Genomic DNA, 18,082 nt, shown 5'->3' with positions numbered 1-18,082 from the left:
TTTCTCCCAATTACTCGCTACTAGCTTCAAGAAAATCTTGAGCAAAACGCTGTAACACCCCACCTGCTTCATACACTCGCACCTCTTCGGCTGTATCTAAGCGGCACTTTACCTCGATAGTTTGCTGTGAGCCGTTTTCATGGTTAATTTTAACGCTTAATTGACCAGTAGCACTGTGTTTACCGATAACATCAAAAGTTTCTTTTCCAGTTAAACCTAGGGTTATACGATTTTGTCCATTTAGAAATTCTAAAGGCAACACTCCCATTCCCACTAAGTTGGTTCGGTGAATTCGCTCAAACCCTTCTGCAAGTATGACTTCAACCCCAGCCAAACGTACTCCCTTAGCAGCCCAATCCCTTGACGAGCCTTGACCGTAATCTGCGCCAGCAATAATAATTAGAGCTTGTTTACGCTCCATGTAGGTTTCTATAGTTTCCCACATTCGCATCACCTTGCCCTCTGGCTCTAATCTTGCGAATGATCCCTGTTTAACTTGATTATTTTCTACCACCATTTCATTTAACAATTTAGGATTAGCAAAAGTTGCGCGCTGCGCGGTAAGGTGGTCGCCCCTGTGAGTAGCATAAGAATTGAAGTCTTCCTCAGGTAACCCCATTTTATGGAGATACTCTCCTGCCGCACTGTTCAACATAATTGCGTTTGAAGGCGATAAATGGTCAGTGGTAATGTTATCTCCTAGTATTGCCAAAGGTCGCATACCTTGCATGGTACGTTTACCTGCTAGTGCGCCCTCCCAGTATGGTGGTCGACGAATATAAGTACTTTGCGCCCGCCAATTGTAAAGAGGGCTGTCAGCAGGCTCAAATGCCCCTAAATCGAACATGGGGGTATACACTTTTTTAAACTGTTCAGGTTTAACAAATCGACTCACTATCTCGTCAATTTCTTGATCGTCTGGCCAAATATCTTTCAACCTAATGGCTGCGCCACTTTCATCGTACCCTAACGGGTCTTTTTCAATATCAAAACGAATGGTTCCGGCAATAGCATAAGCTACAACCAAAGGAGGCGACGCTAGAAACGCTTGCTTTGCATAGGGATGAATACGACCATCAAAATTTCGGTTACCGGACAAAACAGCAGTACTGTATAAATCTCTGTCTATCACTTCTTTTTGAATTTTTGGATCTAATGCACCGCTCATACCATTACAAGTGGTGCAGGCATAAGCGACTATGCCAAAGCCAAGCTTTTCCATTTCAGATAACAAGCCTGATTCTTGTAAATAATACTTAGCTACTTTAGAGCCTGGTGCAAAAGACGATTTAACCCAAGGTTTTCGCAGTAATCCTAGTTGATTAGCTTTTTTGGCAATTAACCCAGCAGCGACGACATTTCTGGGATTACTGGTGTTGGTACAGCTTGTAATGGCAGCAATAATTACAGCCCCGTCAGGCATTTTTCCTTCTAGATGCTCAACTTTCTTAGCTATGCCTTTATTTGCTAATTCTGATGTGGCCACTCGCCTATGTGGGTTCGAAGGGCCTGCCATGTTGCGGCCAACCTTTGATAGGTCAAACTCTAGGACTCTCTCATAGGTTACTTCTGCTAAATCATCCGCCCAAAGCCCGGTATGTTTTGCATAGGCTTGCACTAATTCAACTTGTTCTGGCTCTCGCCCTGTCATTTTTAAATAATCTATAGTTTGCTGATCAATATAAAATAACCCAGCTGATGCACCGTATTCAGGAGTCATATTAGAAATAGTGGCGCGGTCACCTATGGTTAACTGAGCGGCACCTTCTCCAAAAAACTCCAAGTATGAAGAAACCACCTTGGCGTCTCGTAAAAACTCTGTCAGCGCTAATACAATATCAGTGGCGGTTATCCCCGCTTGCCTAGTGCCAGTTAGTTTTACACCTATAATGTCCGGCAATCGCATCATAGATGGTCGCCCCAACATGACGGTTTCTGCCTCTAACCCTCCCACACCAATTGCGATGACGCCTAATGCATCTACATGGGGAGTATGGCTATCTGTTCCCACACAGGTATCAGGAAATGCAACCCCATCCCGTAATTGGATCACCGGCGACATCTTCTCCAAATTAATTTGATGCATGATGCCATTACCTGCAGGTATAACATCAACGTTTTTAAAGGCTGTTTTAGTCCACTCTATAAAGTGAAAACGGTCTTCATTACGTCTATCTTCAATGGCTCTGTTCTTTTGAAATGCGTCAACTTCAAACCCACCGTGTTCTACCGCTAAGGAATGATCAACAATTAACTGGGTAGGTACAACCGGATTCACTTTTGAAGGGTCGCCACCTTGGTCGGCTATGGCATCACGAAGCCCAGCTAAATCAACTAATGCGGTCTGACCTAAAATATCGTGACATACAACACGGGCTGGATACCAAGGAAAGTCTAAATCCTGCTTAGAATCTATGAGTTGTAATAAGGACTCTTGCAACGTCTCAGGTGAACATTTTCTAACTAACTGCTCCGCTAAAATACGGGAGGTATAGGGTAACTTTTTATAGGCCCCTGCTCGAATAGTATCTACGGCTTCTTTGGTATCAAAGTAGTCGATAGACATGCCATTGTATTTAAAGTTTGGAAGCGACTTACGAAATTCATAGTTCATAAAAAGACTCAAAAGATAGGAAACTGAAAATAGGCCGAATAACATTCGGCCTAACTCTTTGGATTAGCGCTCTGATATAGCAGTAACCACTCTAGGCTTCGCACCTATGTAATCTGCACTAGGCCTAATAATACGATTGTTTGAACGTTGTTCCATGACATGGGCTGCCCAGCCTGTCAAACGCGAACATACAAATATTGGGGTAAATAGTTTTGTCGGGATGCCCATGTAAAAATAAGCAGATGCATGAAAAAAATCAGCGTTACAAAACAGTTTTTTGGTGTCCCACATAAACTCTTCACAAGCCACAGATATATCGTATAAGGATGAATCACCATATTCATCTGCCAGCTTTTCAGACCACCTTTTTATGATGACATTACGGGGATCGGACTCTCGATAAATAGCATGGCCAAAGCCCATGATTTTTTCTTTACGGGCTAACATTCCTGCCATTTGTTCTTTGGCATCGTCAGGAGAAGTAAATTTCTCAATCATCTCCATTGCCGCTTCATTTGCTCCCCCATGTAATGGACCTCTAAGAGAGCCTATTGCGCCCGTGATACAGGAGTGCAAGTCAGATAATGTGGATGCACATACTCTAGCGGTGAAAGTAGAAGCATTAAATTCATGTTCAGCATATAGAATAAGGGACACGTCCATCACTCTTTGATGCTGAGCGGATGGTGTTTTACCGGTTAATAACTTTAGAAAGTGGCCAGCAAGAGAAGGCTCTTCACTGCTGCAATCTATTTCAATACCTTGATGGCTGTAACGGTACCAAAAACACATAATGGCAGGAAATGCCGCCAGTAAACGATTAGCAGCTTGGCCTTGATTAGAAAAATCGCCTTCTGGCTCGAGATTTCCTAAAAATGAACAGCCAGTGCGCATTACATCCATAGGGTGTGCGTCAGCAGGAATAAGTTTTAGTACCGATTTAAGTGCTTCAGGTAAGTCCCTTTGTTGGGCTAGTGTTTGTTTATAGCTATCTAATTGTTGCTGATTTGGAAGCTCACCATTAAACAGTAGGTAAGCCACTTCCTCAAATGTAGCGTTATCAGCAAGATCTGAAATATCGTACCCACAATATGTTAAACCTGAACCTGACTTTCCAACTGTACATAATTTAGTTTCACCGGCACTTTGGCCACGTAAACCGGCACCACTTAGTTTTTTATCCACCATAATTTTGTCCTGTTTGTTAACAATGTCAGCGCGCAAAAAAATACGCCGTACTTAAAAAAGCTCCATAGCGATTACTTGTTTTTTCCTTCTGAGAACAAGCTATCTAACTTTTGCTCATACTCGTGATATCCAAGGTAATCGTATAACTCCATACGAGTCTGCATTGTTTCGACAACCGCTTTTTGGTCACCGTTAACAAGGATAGACTGGTAAACATTTTCAGCGGCTTTGTTCATTGCTCTAAAGGCACTAAGGGGATACAACACCATATCTGCCCCCCACTCTTTAAGCTCACTAGCATTCCAAAGTTCGGTTTGCCCAAATTCGGTAATATTTGCCAATATTGGAACATCTAATGCTTCAGCAAAGGCACGGTAATGCGCCTCAGTTTTTACTGCTTCTGCAAAAATTCCATCGGCACCAGCTGCCACATAATCTTTGGCTCGGCTGATGGCGGCATCAATGCCTTCTTGGGCAAATGAGTCGGTTCTAGCCATAATAAAAAAATCAGGATCGGTTCTGGCGTCAACGGCAGCTTTTATGCGGTCTACCATTTCAGCACTAGAAACAATTTCTTTGTTTGGCCTATGACCACAGCGCTTTTGCGCAACCTGATCTTCCATATGTACCGCAGCAGCTCCCGCTTTTTCCATATCTCTAATGGTTTTAGCTATGTTAAATGCACCGCCCCAGCCTGTATCTATGTCCACCATTAGGGGTAAATCGCAGGCGCTAGTGATACGCTGAACATCAACCAGCACATCATTTAAAGATGTCATTCCTAAATCAGGCAAGCCATAAGAGGCATTGGCTACCCCTCCACCAGATAAATAAATGGCCTGATGCCCTATTTGCTTAGCCATCATGGCGGTATACGCATTGATGGTGCCGACAATTTGTAAAGGAGTATTGTTTTTTAAGGCGTCGCGAAAACGCTTTCCTGCTGACTTCATAGTGTGTTCATCCGATTTTCAACGTTTAGACGGGATGCTGAGATATGCCTACGCATGAGTATTTCAGCTAATTCGCCATCTTTATCTTCGATGGCCTGAATAATATTTTCGTGTTCTCTGAAGGCTTTTTTAGCTCTGGGGCTGGCCATACCGAACTGAAAGCGGTACATACGCACTAGGTAGTAAAGTTCTTCACACAGCAGGCGTATCAACAATTTATTGCCACTGCCCATGACAATACGAAAGTGAAAGTCGAGATCACCTTCTTCTTGAATGTAAGCCTCGCCCTGTTGCAATGATTCAGTTTGGTTGTGAATAACAAGTAGGTTTCTTAGTTCAGCGATTTGCTCTTTGGTCATATTTTTTGCAGCCAAACGGCATGCAGTACCTTCCAATGACTCTCGCACTCTAAATATTTCTAAAAGCTGCTCTGTCGACAATGTGACAACTCGATACCCAATATTGGCTTTTCGTTCCAATAAGCCGCAACCTTCTAAACGAGACAGGGCATCTCGTAAGGTGCTACGACTAATATCATAGTATTTGGCTAATTCTGGCTCGCTAAGTTTAGTGCCAGTGAAGATATCCCCTTCAACGATACGCTGACGCAAATCTGTAAAAACAGTATCTGCTCGGGTTAATTTTGATGTGGAAGTAGTACTAGAATCAAGCAAAGCATATTGTCGACAAATTAAATGATGTAGAACATATTAAAACAAATATTCTATATATCAAGATAAATTGTCGACAATTTTTTAAGGGTGAGAATTATTTTAGTACGTCGTTTAGTGCATTAACACAATAGTCAACATTCTTTTGATTCGAGGCACAGCCCATTAATCCGATGCGCCACACCTTGCCTGCTAAACCTCCTAAACCAGCCCCAATCTCTAGATTATAGTCGTTTAACAGCTTAGCTCTGACTTCGGCATCATCTATGTGTTCGGGTATCCGCACAGAGTTTAGTTGCGGTAAACGATATTGCTCATCCACTGCAAGCTCTAGCCCTAATTTTTCTAGGCCCGATTTAAGGCTTAAATGGTTTGTTTGGTGTCTCTTCCAAGATTCTTGTAAACCTTCATTTTTTAATATCAATAAAGATTCATGGAGCGCATATAGGCTATTTACAGGTGCCGTATGGTGGTAGGCTCGCTTAGCGCCTTTACCCCAATAACCCATCACAAGATCCATATCTAAAAACCAACTTTGCACTGGTGTTTTTCTAGCTTTAATGGCTTCAATCGCCAGTGGACTAAAGGACACTGGAGATAAGCCTGGCACACATGACAAGCACTTTTGTGTACCTGAGTATATGGCATCGATTTGCCATTCATCGACTTTAAGTTCACTGCCACCTAATGAGGTAACAGCATCTACTATAGTTAGGCAGTTATATTCTTTCGCTAGCTTACAAAGCGCTTCAGCGTCGTTCAGAACCCCAGTAGATGTTTCAGCATGTACAAAAGCAACGGCTTTAGCATCGGGGTTGGCTTCAAGTGCTTCTTGTAATTTACTAAGACTTGTCTGTTTTCCCCATTCATCTTCAACAGTAATAGCCACACCGCCGCAGCGTTCTACATTTTGTTGCATACGCCCGCCAAACACACCATTTTGGCAAACAATAACCTTATCCCCTGGCTCAACTAAATTCACAAACACTGCTTCCATTCCAGCTGAGCCCGGTGCAGATATGGGCATGGTCAGTTCATTTTTGGTTTGAAATGCATATTGTAATAATGATTTTACTTCATCCATCAAAGCCACAAATTGAGGGTCTAAATGCCCAATAGTTGGCCTAGCTAGAGCCTGTAATACTTGAGGATAAACATCAGATGGACCCGGCCCCATTAAGATACGCTTGGGGGGTATGAAAGAAGAAAATGTTGTAGACATAAAAGATAACCTATAAAAATTTATTAAAGAGAGTGTGCCAATGTTTATTTAATTCAACAACCACTTAATGGTGAGCATAAACAAGATAAATAATGCACGTAAATGATAAAGATATTGCTGTATTGATACGGGAAGCGCAGCTAATGCCAGCTCCCATTATTGACTTATGGAGCTTAACTTTGGATTTTTAATGCTTCTGAAAACCATTTGCCATTGTGAACATAATGTTGCGCTGACTTTTCTAAAAGCTTTCGTTGTTCTTGGGGAATACTTTTAACGACTTTTGCTGGGCTCCCCATAACCAAGGACCCATCAGGTATCTCCATGTTTTCAGTGACTAAACTATTAGCGCCTATCACGCAATGCTTACCAATTTTAGCACCATTTAAAACCACGCTATTGATACCAATTAAGCTGTAATCTTGGATAGAACAACCATGCAGCATGACCTTATGCCCCACGGTTACTCCTTTTCCAATACTCATTGGACCCCCTTTGTCTGTGTGCAAGATGGCGCCGTCTTGAATATTAGAGTCCTCACCCACTGTGATAAGGTCGCTATCACCTCTGATTACAGCGTTAAACCAAACACTCACATTTTTCTCTAGTTTAACTTGGCCTATAACGTGACAGCCAGGTGCTAAATACACCCCAGAAGCTTTATCTACTTTGTGTTTTCCTAATGAATACATCATATTATCGACTAATCTTACGCATCAGGCCTTCTTGCATAGTGGAAGCCACAAGTTTTCCTTCGCGATTAAAGAACTGACCTCTAACTAAGCCCCTAGCACTACCACTAAAGGGACTTTCAGCGCAGTATAATAGCCATTCATCAAAATCAAAGTGATGATGAAACCACATTGAATGGTCTATGGTGGCAATTCGCAAGTTTTTATCACGCACCGAAATCCCATGGGGTTGAAGACTCGTAGCTAAAAAGTTGTAATCAGACGCATAGGCCAACATCACTTGATTCAAATTAAGATTACCAGAGAGAACGTCTTCTGCCTTCATCCATATATAACGCTTGGGCTCAAGCACTTCTGGGCTATTGATATCTATGGTTTGCACCGTACGCATATCAATAACTTTGTGGTACGCAATGCTAGTGGGACTTGCGCCCAACTCTTTTGCAATTTTCTCCATTAATCTGATGTCTGGGGTTATCGACTCAGGAGGCGGCACATCAGGCATAACTGCAGCTTGATGCTGTAGCCCTACTTCTGGACTTTGAAAAGACGCGGTCATGTAAAATATACTTTTGCCATTTTGGATTGCTTTGATTCTTCGAGTGGAGAAACTTCTGCCATCTCGAACATTTTCAACGTCAAATACCACAGGCTTAGTGGCATCGCCCGGTAATAAGAAATAGCTATGAAATGAGTGGGCTATTCTCCCCTCAGGCAAAGTGAGCTGAGCAGCAGCTAATGCTTGTGCCAAGACTTGGCCGCCGAATAAAGCCCTAAATCCTAAGTCCCAACTTTGACCTCTAAATAGGCCTTTCTCTAAGGTTTCTAAGTTAAACAAATCAACTAATTTTATATCTGACATGTGTTCTCTATATTTTTTACAAATCAATAGCCGCTGGCTAAGACGTTATTATTAGGCTTACAAGTTAAAATTTATCAGGTTATTGACTTTGATGCTCATAGAATATTAATGATAGTTAGCAAGGTTTATAAAACGTCATCAAAGACTCATAGTTAGTTAATATAACTATTCAGCTTACCTTTTTACTGATTTTTAGCCTTCAATTAACCATTCAACCTTAAAACTCGCGCCACTATCTTGTGCTAATAAAGGGGTTATTTGCTGCAAAGATTTTTCCATATTGACATCTAACTGCCAAGGCGCATTAATAATGACCATTCCAGAGCCATACATACCACCAAAGTCACTGGGCGAGGTTACGCATAACTCAATATTAAGTAGATTTTTAAAGGGCTGCTGGCTTAATGAGGTAATTAGACTCTGACTTTTACCCAACTTACTATTTGTGGTGCTAAAACTGTTTTCATCGGTTTTTCTTTCACTTATTAGCGGATACCAAATAGCAAAAATTCCCGTTGCCCAACGTTTATGAACCTTACAAACTGTCTGTAACACTTGCTCATACTCTGACTCTAACTCATAGGGAGGATCGATTAACACTAAGCCTCTTTTCAAAGCTGGTGGCGTCAAAGCAATTAGCCCTTCAAAACCATCTCTGTGATGAATTGAGATATTTTTACCATTCAAATTTTGCTTTAGATTTTTAACTTCTTGGGGGTGCCACTCCATCAAAGTTAACTTGTCTTGTTCTCTGAGCAAAGATTTAGCAATCTCTGGTGAACCTGGATATTGATTAAACTTTTGATAAGCAGTCACAAGCTCATGATATTGATTAACCAAAACATGGCTATTTTTATCTATGGCTAAACGTTCAATACCTTGCTTAAACTCTAGGGTTTTCAGTGCTTCTTGCGACTGTAAATCATACACTCCTGCCCCACTGTGGGTATCAAAGTACTCAAAGCCTTTATCCTTCTCTTTTAGCTTATTGATAAGCATCATTTGGCAGATGTGTTTTAAAACATCTCCATGATTTCCTGCGTGAAAACTATGACGGTAACTAAACAAAAGGCAACTCCACTGGATTTAATATTCCTATAATAAAACAAATTCCCTTGTCTTATTACTGTTAAGTACATTAAAAGTAACCATTGTATTATTTTAAAAATAAATACACCTGGAGTTTTAGGGTAACAAATCTACCTCACACAAAAAGCCTCTAGTCTGAGGACTAACTTAGCTGCATAATATGTTGAAAAATAACAAAAGTTTAGTTGATTTCATCAAGATAAACTGTCATCAAAACCAATAAAAATATCAAGGGAAATTTATGCAGAAACACTATCCATTAAGTGTATTAATGTTATCTCTGACTGCTGCTTTATCTAGCTGCGGGGCAGATCAAACATTACCAAAAGGTGCAGATACAAGTCTAACCAGCAAACAACTAACAGCAACAGATGCGGTGCAGTTTGTAGAGCAAGCTCAACAAGAAATTGAGACATTGATGACTCCCTCTGCTCAAGCGGCTTGGGCTTATCAAACCTATATAAATCAAGACACAGCGGCCCTGTCAGCTTACATGAATGAAAAGCTGGGGAGCTTGTCTACTAAGCTAGCGAAACAAGCAGCCGACTTTAATCATGTTGAAGTAGATGCAGATACCCGTCGTAAACTCGATTTAATGCGCAACAGTTTAGTACTGCCGGCCCCAGCCGATCCAACAAAATCTCAAAAGTTATCACAAATCACTTCTGACTTAGAAGGTATGTACGGTAGCGGCAAATACTGTCGAGATTCAGAACAATGCATGGGGTTAACCCAGATGTCTGCAATTATGGCCACTAGTCGAGATGAGGCTGAATTACTTGAACTTTGGGAAGGTTGGCGTGAAGTGTCTCCTCCTATGAAGCCTTTATACGAAGAAGAAGTGGTACTGGCGAATGAAGGAGCTAAAGAGCTTGGCTTTGAAGATATCAGTGCCCTTTGGCGTGGTAGTTATGACATGCCGGCAGACGACTTTTCCATGGAGCTAGACAGATTGTGGGGGCAGGTTAAGCCCTTCTATGACGCTTTACATTGTCATGTAAGAGCCGAGCTCGGTGAAGAGTATGGCGAGGGCAAAGTGCCTCAAGATAAGCCAATACCAGCTCATCTACTTGGTAATATGTGGGCCCAATCATGGGGGAATATATACGACATAGTTAAACCTGAACAAAAACTTGAAGTCATAGACGTCACTGCCGCTTTAGCTAAACATAACTACGACGAAGTGACCATGGTGAAGCAAGCCGAGTCATTTTTCTCTTCACTGGGGTTTGAACCCTTACCTGATACTTTTTGGGAGCGCTCTCAGTTTACTAAACCTGCTGACAGAGATGTCATCTGTCATGCATCGGCCTGGAACTTAAACGACATTGATGATTTACGGATCAAAATGTGTATTCAAAAAACCGGTGAAGAATTTGCTGTAATACACCATGAACTCGGTCATAACTATTACCAGCGGGCATATAACACTCAGCCTTTGCTTTATCGGGGGTCAGCTAACGACGGTTTTCATGAAGCTATAGGCGACACTATTGCCTTGTCGATTACCCCTAAATACCTAAAAGAAATAGGGTTAGTGGATACCGTGCCAGATGCTTCAAATGATATCGGTATGTTGTTAAAGCTTGCCTTAGATAAAATTGCCTTTGTGCCCTTTGGTTTGATGGTAGACCAATGGCGCTGGAAAGTATTTTCTGGAGAAGTCACGCCAGAAAATTACAACACAGCTTGGTGGGAGCTTCGAGAAAAGTATCAAGGAGTTATGGCCCCTGTTGAACGTCCAGCAGATGCTTTTGACCCAGGTGCTAAATATCATGTACCGGGAAACACCCCTTACACCCGCTATTTTTTAGCTCATATTTTGCAATTTCAATTTCACAAAACCTTATGTGAGATTTCGGGTAACACAGATCCTGTACATCGCTGCTCAATTTACGGCAGTAAAGAAGCGGGGGCTGCGTTAAACGCCATGTTAGAAATGGGCAAAAGTCATACTTGGCAAGAAGCCTTGGCGAGTTTAACTGGAAAAGGTGAAATGGATGCAAGTGCAATCTTGGATTATTTTGCTCCATTAAAAGTCTGGCTTGATGAACAAAACAAAGACAGAAGCTGTGGGTGGACTAATTAAAGATTAGGAAGCTCAAATACGAGTTGTCAGGGACGACAACTCGATAATTCAAGGCGTAATTTTATGACTCCCAGCTTTTGGCTTTTTGGTCATCACTTTGCTTAGATTCAACCCAGTATTCACCTGTATCACTTGACTCTTTTTTCCAAAATGGTGCCTGTACTTTTAAATAATCCATTATAAATTCAGCACCTTGAAAGGCTGCTTGCCTATGCTGACTGGTCACACCCACAAATACTATTTGCTCGGAAACGTCTAGCTTCCCTACCCTATGTACTACTCTTACCCTACCTAAAGGCCACTTGTCTCTTGCTTGCTCAATAATTGCTTGCAAAGACTTTTCAGTCATCCCAGGATAATGCTCTAAAAAAAGACTCTTTACAGTTTGCTCTGCATTCATGTCTCTAACCAGACCACAAAAAGTCACCACAGCGCCATCTTGACTATTACCAGTAATTAAGGCTTGGTACTCTTGTGCAAGACTAAAATCAGCTTCTTGAACTTTGATATAGGTGTTTGCATCAATCATAGCCATTAGCCTCCTGTTACAGGAGGGAAAAATGCGACTTCATCGGCGTCTTTTATAATCGTATCTTCACTCGCCATTTGCTGATTTACAGCCACCAGAGCCGTTCCAAACCCAAGGTTTTCTCTCCAAACATCACCTTTGACCACCAAAACGTCTCTTAGCTTGGCAACAGTATCTAAGGTTACGCCGTCATTGCTAAACTCAAGTGTTAAACGAGTGGTGTTGATCCGCTCTTTTAGTTGTCCAAAAAATAAAATTGTAATCATTTGCTGTTGTTACCTTGTCCAATCACCGCTTTTACCACCTTGTTTCTCTAAGACCTGTATATCGCTAATTGTCATTAAAGGGTCTACCGCTTTACACATATCAAATAAGGTCAATGTGGCTACGCTAACAGCGGTAAGAGCTTCCATTTCTACCCCTGTTTTACCGGCTAACTTGCACAAGGCCTCTACCCTGATGCTGTTTTCATTGGCTTCAGGATAAAAGTCTACTTGAATTTTAGTTAGCATTAGTGGGTGACATAAAGGAATAAGATCTCCACATTTCTTAGCTGCTTGAATACCTGCTATGCGGGCTACCGACAATACATCACCTTTAGCATGCTGGTTATTAACCACCATTTCGAAAGCGGTTTTAGACATGTTAATTCTGCCTTGGGCCACGGCTAGTCGCTTGGATATTGTCTTATCAGACACATCCACCATATTGGCTTGACCGTGCTCATCAACATGGGTCAATACATCTGAATTTGGATTTGTCATCTTATGCCTCTCTGGACTCACATGTTGTCGTTATGTTTTTTAAATGAACCACGAAGTTACAAGGTCTGTGGGTATTATCTAATTGCTCTAGTAGTATGCCATTCCACGCTGTTTTACATGCTCCGGTTGAGCCTGGCATACAGAAAATAGCAGTACCATTTGCCATCCCAGCAAGGGCTCTGGATTGCACAGTTGATGTGCCTATTTCTAAATAGGAAATATGTCTGAAGAGCTCACCAAAACCCTCAATACTTTTATCGAACAAAGGTTGCATAGCTTCTGGCGTGGTATCTCTTGCGGTAAAACCTGTACCACCTGTCACTAATACCACTTGTATGTTTTTTGAGGCTATCCAGTTAGAAACCAAGGCTCTTATTTGAAATTTGTCATCTATTACAATCTGTTTATCTAATACATTATGTCCAGCAGCTTCGGCAGCACTCACTAAATAAGCACCTGAGGTATCGTTAGCTTCGGTGCGAGTATCAGACACAGTCAATACAGCAATGTTTAAGGGCTCTTTTGGGGCAGAGGCGTTTGCTTTCATGGTTTTATTTCTCATTTTTCATTTCGCAGTGCATTTGCCACTGCTGTGGAGTATTAATGTTATCAAAAGGCTCTGTGGCTTGAGGAGCTAACCTCTCTCCATTTAAACCATTAATAAAATTTCGAATTGAATACTGCTTATCTTTTTGTTGCAGATTTTCAGTGCTGTCAGTATGTGGAAACAAACCGTCAAGATAATCCAAAACATTTTTAACTACTGGGATATACAAAGGGAAATTAAAGGTGTCAAAACCCACCAAAACACCAGACTCTCTCCCCCGTACTAACAACTGATTTAGTTCGTTTAAAGAAAGGTTTGGCATATCAATGGGAACAACAATAAGCTCTGTGACATTAGGATAATGCAACCGGATATATTGTACTCCAGCATGAATACCAGACATAGGACCTAGTTTAGGGTAAAGATCGACAATACCCTGTGGATGCTGCGAGCCACTGACTAAAATAGGCTCACATACTTGTGATAACAGTTGTTGGCTATTCTCAAGTAGCGAAAGGTTATTGTGAGCTAGTCTGAGGTAACTCTTATCAAGCCCCATTCGCCTAGACTGGCCACCGGCTAGAACAAGTCCTGCTAACATCACCCACCAATCATAGCTAGGTGTTTAGTCGCTCCGGTGTAACCTTCTTGCAACCAATGTGTCGCTTTTTTATCACCTAACAAGGCAGTTAGCTGATGCTGTAACATTTCATCGTTGGCACTTTGTAAGGCAGGCCTAATATCTAACCCTTGTTCAGAAAACAAACATAAATGTAATTTACCTAGAGACGATATCCGTAACCTATTACAACTGGCACAAAAATCCTTACTGTAAGGCATAATTAATCCCATTCGTCCTTCAAAATCAGGATGATAGAACTCTTGAGCAGGGCCAGATGATTTATCGCGAATTAGTTGACTCCAACCGCCAGCCAGTAATTTATCTTTAATAGGCATACCAGAAACATGGTTTTGTTGGAAAAACTCGTTGTTATCACCGGTTTGCATCAGCTCAATTAGCCTTAAGGTAACGGGCGTTGTTTTTAACCAAGCTAAAAAAGGCTCAAGCTCTTTTTCGTTATATTGCTTCATTAATACGGCGTTAACTTTTACACGCACCCCTAAAGCTAATGCCTTATCAATACCTCGTAATATACTTTCTAACTTATTGTGTCCGGTAATAGAGGCAAACATTCTAGGATCTAGACTATCAATACTGATATTTAAGGCATCTAGACCCGCATCGACCCAAGCTTGAATATCTGACTCTAACTTGAAGCCATTAGTCGTCATGGCTATATGTTCAATGCCAGCAGTCGAGGCACAAACTTTGATGATATCGCATAAGTCTTTTCTTAGTGCAGGCTCGCCACCTGTAATGCGAACCTTACTAGTGCCAAGTTTAGCAAACCCTGAAACTAGGGTTTTGATCTCAGAAACCTTTAAAAAGTCTCGGTCGTTTTCGCACTGATAACCGTCTGGTAAACAATAGTTACACCTAAAATTACAGACATCAGTAATAGACAGTCGCAAGTAATGGAAGCGACGCCCAAATTTATCTTCTAACATAGATTGTTAACACCTTTCCAAAATGAAGAGATTAAGACTCTTACGGGAGGCTGCTCAATTTCTTTTGCAACCCTGGCAAACCTGAGATTTGCGGCCCAAACACCATGTCTATGATTTAGGTGTAGAGGCTCGGAGTTATAAAACGCTGAAAGGATTCAGCAGTTGATTCCAACTATTTGTATCATAAATGCTTATTGGTGTCATAAAAACACTAGGTTTGTATAAAAATATATGGCATTTTTAATCTGGCACATAAGTTGTAGTTAAACTGACTAGGAAGAATAAATCGTTCTTAAAAACAGCACTTTTAAAGTGCAATTATGAAGGACTAATGTATTAATGATCAGTGAATTCATCAAACAACATAAGCTATCGGAAGCATTTATTGATATTGCCAACCAATATTATGTGCCCTTAGCGGAAGAAATTAAAATGCACCAAACAAGTGCAGACACACCCTATTTTGTTGGCATAAATGGCAGTCAAGGTTCGGGTAAGTCTACTTTATCTGAATTTATTAAGGCCTATCTTACAGAAACCCATTCTCTTAACGTAGTAGTGATGTCATTAGATGACTTCTATTTTAGCCATGCTAAGCGGCATAGCCTTGCAGAAACCATACACCCACTATTACAAACCCGTGGCGTACCAGGTACCCATGATATGGAACAGGCAAAAGAAGTATTAAATGCTTTAAGACAACAACAAACCGCAACAATTCCTAGGTTTAATAAAGCGACAGACGACCCACATCCCGTTGCTAACTGGACAACAATTACTAAAGCTGTTGATATAGTGATATTCGAAGGCTGGTGTTGGGGGGTTCAAGCTCAATCACCAGAACAACTTAAAGAGCCTGTGAATAAATTAGAGTCAGACCAAGACCCAGAAGCCGTTTGGCGTACCTATGCCAATACTCAGCTTTCACTTCACTATGCGTCTTTATATAGTTTTATGGATAAGTGGGTGATGTTAGCCGCGCCTTCGTTTAAAGATGTTTATGGCTGGCGATTAGAGCAAGAGCAAAAATTAATTGCAGCAGTCGGGTCAAAGCCACACTCTGGTTTGATGAATGAACAACAAATTTTAGATTTCATTCAGTATTATCAAAGACTCACTGAACATGGATTAAAAACTTTACCTGCTGCCTGTGATCATGTATTTAAACTAAACGCTAAGCGAAAAATTGTTGAACACACCACTAAGGAAGTTCATGAATAACGAGATATTAGTTTTTAGTGATTTAGACGGAACCCTACTTGATCACCATACCTATAGTTTTGCAGCAGCCGTCCCTACCCTAGATAAATTAGCTGAACAAAATATTCCTGTTATACCAACCACCAGTAAAACCTACGCTGAATTGAAACAAATTCGCAGTGATTTAGGGCTACAGACGCCATTTATCGTTGAAAATGGTGCCGCGATATTTATACCCGAAGGTTTTTTTAATGAGCAACCAAAAGATACCTTGGCTAAAAACGGTTTTTGGATTAAGGAGTTTTCAAAACCAGTAGCTTACTGGCGTGGATTACTAGATAAATTAAAAGGCGAATTTGATGGCCAGTTTAATCATTTTGCCAATATGACAAATGCAGAAATAGTTGATGCAACTGGACTGTCCCAAGCCCAAGCGGAACTAGCAAGTGCAAGAGAATATGGCGAGCCTATATTATGGTTAGGTGACCAAGATACCAAAGTTCTGTTTTTAAAAGCGTTAGAAAATTTAGGCGCTAAACCTTTACAAGGAGGCAGGTTTTTACACTTATCTGGCGAATGTGATAAAGGTAAAGCTTTGATTTGGCTAAAAAAACTATTTGAATCTACGAAAGCAAATAAGGAGTACACCAGCATTGCCCTAGGTGATGGTCAAAATGACGTTGCTATGCTTAATGCGGCTGATATCGCAGTAAGAATATTATCACCTGTAAATGAACCACCAATACTCACGAAAGAAAATGATGTTCATACCACTAAGCGATTCGGGCCAGAGGGATGGGCTGACAGCCTAAACCACATTATTTTCAATTGTTAATTTTTTCATAACCGGAACACGGAGCTATAATGGCTGATTTTTATCAAAACGGTATTGTAACCACTTTACATAACCTCTCAGAGCGCCCTATTGAAGATCTTGAAAAAGAATTAATGGGATTCGCTAAAAAACGCCCCATGGCGTTAATTCTTCCTTCTTTATTTTCAGAATTAGAAGGCGAAGCCTTACCTAATATCATTAACCACATCAGCAAAGTACCTTATCTTTCTCAAATCGTTATTGGTCTAGACAGAGCTGAACTCGAACAATACCAACATGCTTTGAAGTTCTTTGGAAAACTTCCTCAAGACCACAGAGTTTTATGGAACGATGGCCCAAGATTAAAAGCTTTGGATGCTAAATTAGAGTCACTAGGTTTAGCCCCTAAAGAATTGGGCAAAGGTCGTAACGTTTGGTATTGCATGGGATATATACTGGCAACAGGTAAAGCTGAGTCAGTGGCGCTCCATGACTGTGACATACTCACTTACGACCGTGGATTATTGGCTAGGTTAATATACCCAGTAGCCAACCCTCAATTTAACTATGAATTTTGTAAAGGCTATTACGCCCGTGTTGCAGATGGAAAAATAAATGGACGTGTATCTCGTTTATTGGTTACACCATTAATCAGAGCGTTACAAAAAATTGTTGGACACAATGACTATTTAGAATACATGGACAGCTTTAGATATCCGCTAGCGGGAGAATTTTCATTTAGAAGAGATGTTTTAAATGATATTCGTATACCAAGTGATTGGGGCTTAGAGATAGGTGTGTTATCTGAAATGCAGCGCAACTACTCTCACAACAGACTGTGCCAAGCGGATATTGCTAAAACCTATGATCATAAGCATCAAGATTTATCCGCTGATAATGAAAATGGTGGCCTATCAAAGATGTCTATAGATATCACCAAGGCGCTATTTAGAAAATTAGCCACCCAAGGGGAAACCTTTACAACAGAGTCTTTCAGATCATTAAAGGCAACCTATTATCGAATTGCCTTAGATTTTGTGGAAACCTACCACAATGACGCCATTATGAACGGCCTTAATCTAGATATTCACAACGAAGAAAAAGCAGTAGAACTTTTTGCTCGAAACATTATGACAGCCGGTGAAAGTTTTCTAGATAACCCAATGGAAACGCCTTTCATTCCTAGTTGGAATCGTGTAGTCAGTGCAATGCCAGATGTTTTAGACGAATTAAAAGATGCAGTAGAAAAAGATTACTTAGAGTTTAACCAAGCATAGGG

General features: G+C 41.0%; 18 protein-coding genes and 1 riboswitch. Of the genes, 4 read left to right on the top strand and 14 right to left on the bottom strand.

Translation table 11 applies throughout. From position 1 onward, the window contains the following. Positions 1-10: 10 nt before the first annotated feature. The 8 genes from acnD to ACMUMK_RS07505 form a co-directional block, all read right to left on the bottom strand. On the bottom strand, positions 11-2,614 hold the full coding sequence (gene acnD / locus ACMUMK_RS07540) for a Fe/S-dependent 2-methylisocitrate dehydratase AcnD (protein WP_414700520.1): 2,604 nt from the start codon (positions 2,612-2,614) through the stop codon (positions 11-13). Positions 2,615-2,677: 63 nt separating this feature from the next. Beyond that, positions 2,678-3,802 carry a 2-methylcitrate synthase gene (prpC, locus tag ACMUMK_RS07535; protein ID WP_414701383.1) on the bottom strand — a complete coding sequence of 375 codons (1,125 nt, stop codon included), beginning with the start codon at positions 3,800-3,802 and terminating at the stop codon, positions 2,678-2,680. A gap of 71 nt (positions 3,803-3,873) precedes the next feature. Continuing rightward, positions 3,874-4,755 (bottom strand): methylisocitrate lyase, encoded by an 882-nt coding sequence (gene prpB / locus ACMUMK_RS07530; RefSeq protein ID WP_414700519.1) that lies wholly within the window; start codon positions 4,753-4,755, stop codon positions 3,874-3,876. Beyond that, positions 4,752-5,429 (bottom strand): GntR family transcriptional regulator, encoded by a 678-nt coding sequence (locus ACMUMK_RS07525; RefSeq protein ID WP_414700518.1) that lies wholly within the window; start codon positions 5,427-5,429, stop codon positions 4,752-4,754. The genes prpB and ACMUMK_RS07525 overlap by 4 nt, the downstream gene beginning before the upstream one ends. Positions 5,430-5,523: 94 nt before the next feature. After that, a complete protein-coding gene (locus ACMUMK_RS07520) occupies positions 5,524-6,648 on the bottom strand; it encodes a pyridoxal-phosphate-dependent aminotransferase family protein (RefSeq protein ID WP_414700517.1) in 1,125 nt (374 codons plus the stop codon). A gap of 173 nt (positions 6,649-6,821) precedes the next feature. Beyond that, on the bottom strand, positions 6,822-7,343 hold the full coding sequence (locus ACMUMK_RS07515; protein ID WP_414700516.1) for a gamma carbonic anhydrase family protein: 522 nt from the start codon (positions 7,341-7,343) through the stop codon (positions 6,822-6,824). A 1-nt stretch (position 7,344) separates the two neighbouring features. Continuing rightward, the gene (locus ACMUMK_RS07510) at positions 7,345-8,202 is read right to left on the bottom strand and encodes an acyl-CoA thioesterase domain-containing protein (protein ID WP_414700515.1); all 858 of its coding nucleotides are present in this window, start codon (positions 8,200-8,202) and stop codon (positions 7,345-7,347) included. Positions 8,203-8,394: 192 nt separating this feature from the next. Beyond that, positions 8,395-9,270 (bottom strand): 23S rRNA (adenine(2030)-N(6))-methyltransferase RlmJ, encoded by an 876-nt coding sequence (locus ACMUMK_RS07505; RefSeq protein ID WP_414700514.1) that lies wholly within the window; start codon positions 9,268-9,270, stop codon positions 8,395-8,397. Between the two features lie 262 nt (positions 9,271-9,532). On the opposite strand from ACMUMK_RS07505, the gene ACMUMK_RS07500 reads away from it, so the two are divergent. Continuing rightward, positions 9,533-11,380 (top strand): M2 family metallopeptidase, encoded by a 1,848-nt coding sequence (locus ACMUMK_RS07500; RefSeq protein WP_414700513.1) that lies wholly within the window; start codon positions 9,533-9,535, stop codon positions 11,378-11,380. 61 nt (positions 11,381-11,441) lie between these two features. Here ACMUMK_RS07500 and moaE read toward each other — a convergent pair whose 3' ends face one another. The 6 genes from moaE to moaA form a co-directional block, all read right to left on the bottom strand. Next, entirely contained in the window at positions 11,442-11,909 is a 468-nt protein-coding gene (gene moaE, locus ACMUMK_RS07495; protein ID WP_414701382.1) for a molybdopterin synthase catalytic subunit MoaE, read from the bottom strand. 5 nt (positions 11,910-11,914) lie between these two features. Continuing rightward, positions 11,915-12,175, bottom strand: coding sequence for a molybdopterin converting factor subunit 1 (gene moaD, locus ACMUMK_RS07490; protein ID WP_414700512.1), 261 nt, complete (start codon positions 12,173-12,175; stop codon positions 11,915-11,917). Between the two features lie 9 nt (positions 12,176-12,184). Continuing rightward, entirely contained in the window at positions 12,185-12,673 is a 489-nt protein-coding gene (gene moaC, locus ACMUMK_RS07485; protein WP_414700511.1) for a cyclic pyranopterin monophosphate synthase MoaC, read from the bottom strand. Position 12,674: 1 nt separating this feature from the next. Continuing rightward, complete coding sequence (gene moaB, locus ACMUMK_RS07480; RefSeq protein WP_414700510.1) at positions 12,675-13,220, bottom strand: molybdenum cofactor biosynthesis protein B; 546 nt, start codon at positions 13,218-13,220, stop codon at positions 12,675-12,677. A 4-nt stretch (positions 13,221-13,224) separates the two neighbouring features. Further along, positions 13,225-13,821, bottom strand: coding sequence for a molybdenum cofactor guanylyltransferase (locus ACMUMK_RS07475; RefSeq protein WP_414700509.1), 597 nt, complete (start codon positions 13,819-13,821; stop codon positions 13,225-13,227). Then, on the bottom strand, positions 13,821-14,789 hold the full coding sequence (gene moaA, locus ACMUMK_RS07470) for a GTP 3',8-cyclase MoaA (RefSeq protein ID WP_414700508.1): 969 nt from the start codon (positions 14,787-14,789) through the stop codon (positions 13,821-13,823). The genes ACMUMK_RS07475 and moaA overlap by 1 nt, the downstream gene beginning before the upstream one ends. Beyond that, positions 14,784-14,936: riboswitch (molybdenum cofactor riboswitch) on the bottom strand. Its footprint overlaps the gene before it by 6 nt. Before the next feature lie 192 nt (positions 14,937-15,128). On the opposite strand from moaA, the gene ACMUMK_RS07465 reads away from it, so the two are divergent. From ACMUMK_RS07465 to ACMUMK_RS07455, 3 genes are read left to right on the top strand one after another with little or no spacing between them, the layout of a single operon-like run. Continuing rightward, a complete protein-coding gene (locus ACMUMK_RS07465; RefSeq protein ID WP_414700507.1) occupies positions 15,129-16,010 on the top strand; it encodes a P-loop NTPase fold protein in 882 nt (293 codons plus the stop codon). After that, positions 16,003-16,824: an HAD-IIB family hydrolase gene (locus ACMUMK_RS07460; protein ID WP_414700506.1), complete on the top strand. Its 822-nt coding sequence runs from the start codon at positions 16,003-16,005 to the stop codon at positions 16,822-16,824. Before ACMUMK_RS07465 ends, ACMUMK_RS07460 begins: the two co-directional genes overlap by 8 nt. 29 nt (positions 16,825-16,853) lie before the next feature. Then, complete coding sequence (locus ACMUMK_RS07455; RefSeq protein ID WP_414700505.1) at positions 16,854-18,080, top strand: glycosyl transferase; 1,227 nt, start codon at positions 16,854-16,856, stop codon at positions 18,078-18,080. Positions 18,081-18,082 lie beyond the last annotated feature (2 nt).

The organism is Paraglaciecola sp. 2405UD69-4 (assembly GCF_047525415.1).
In the GTDB taxonomy this organism is placed as follows: Bacteria; Pseudomonadota; Gammaproteobacteria; order Enterobacterales; family Alteromonadaceae; genus Paraglaciecola.
Note: the sequence above shows the minus strand (reverse complement) of the source record. Positions and strands in the feature narration are given on the sequence as shown.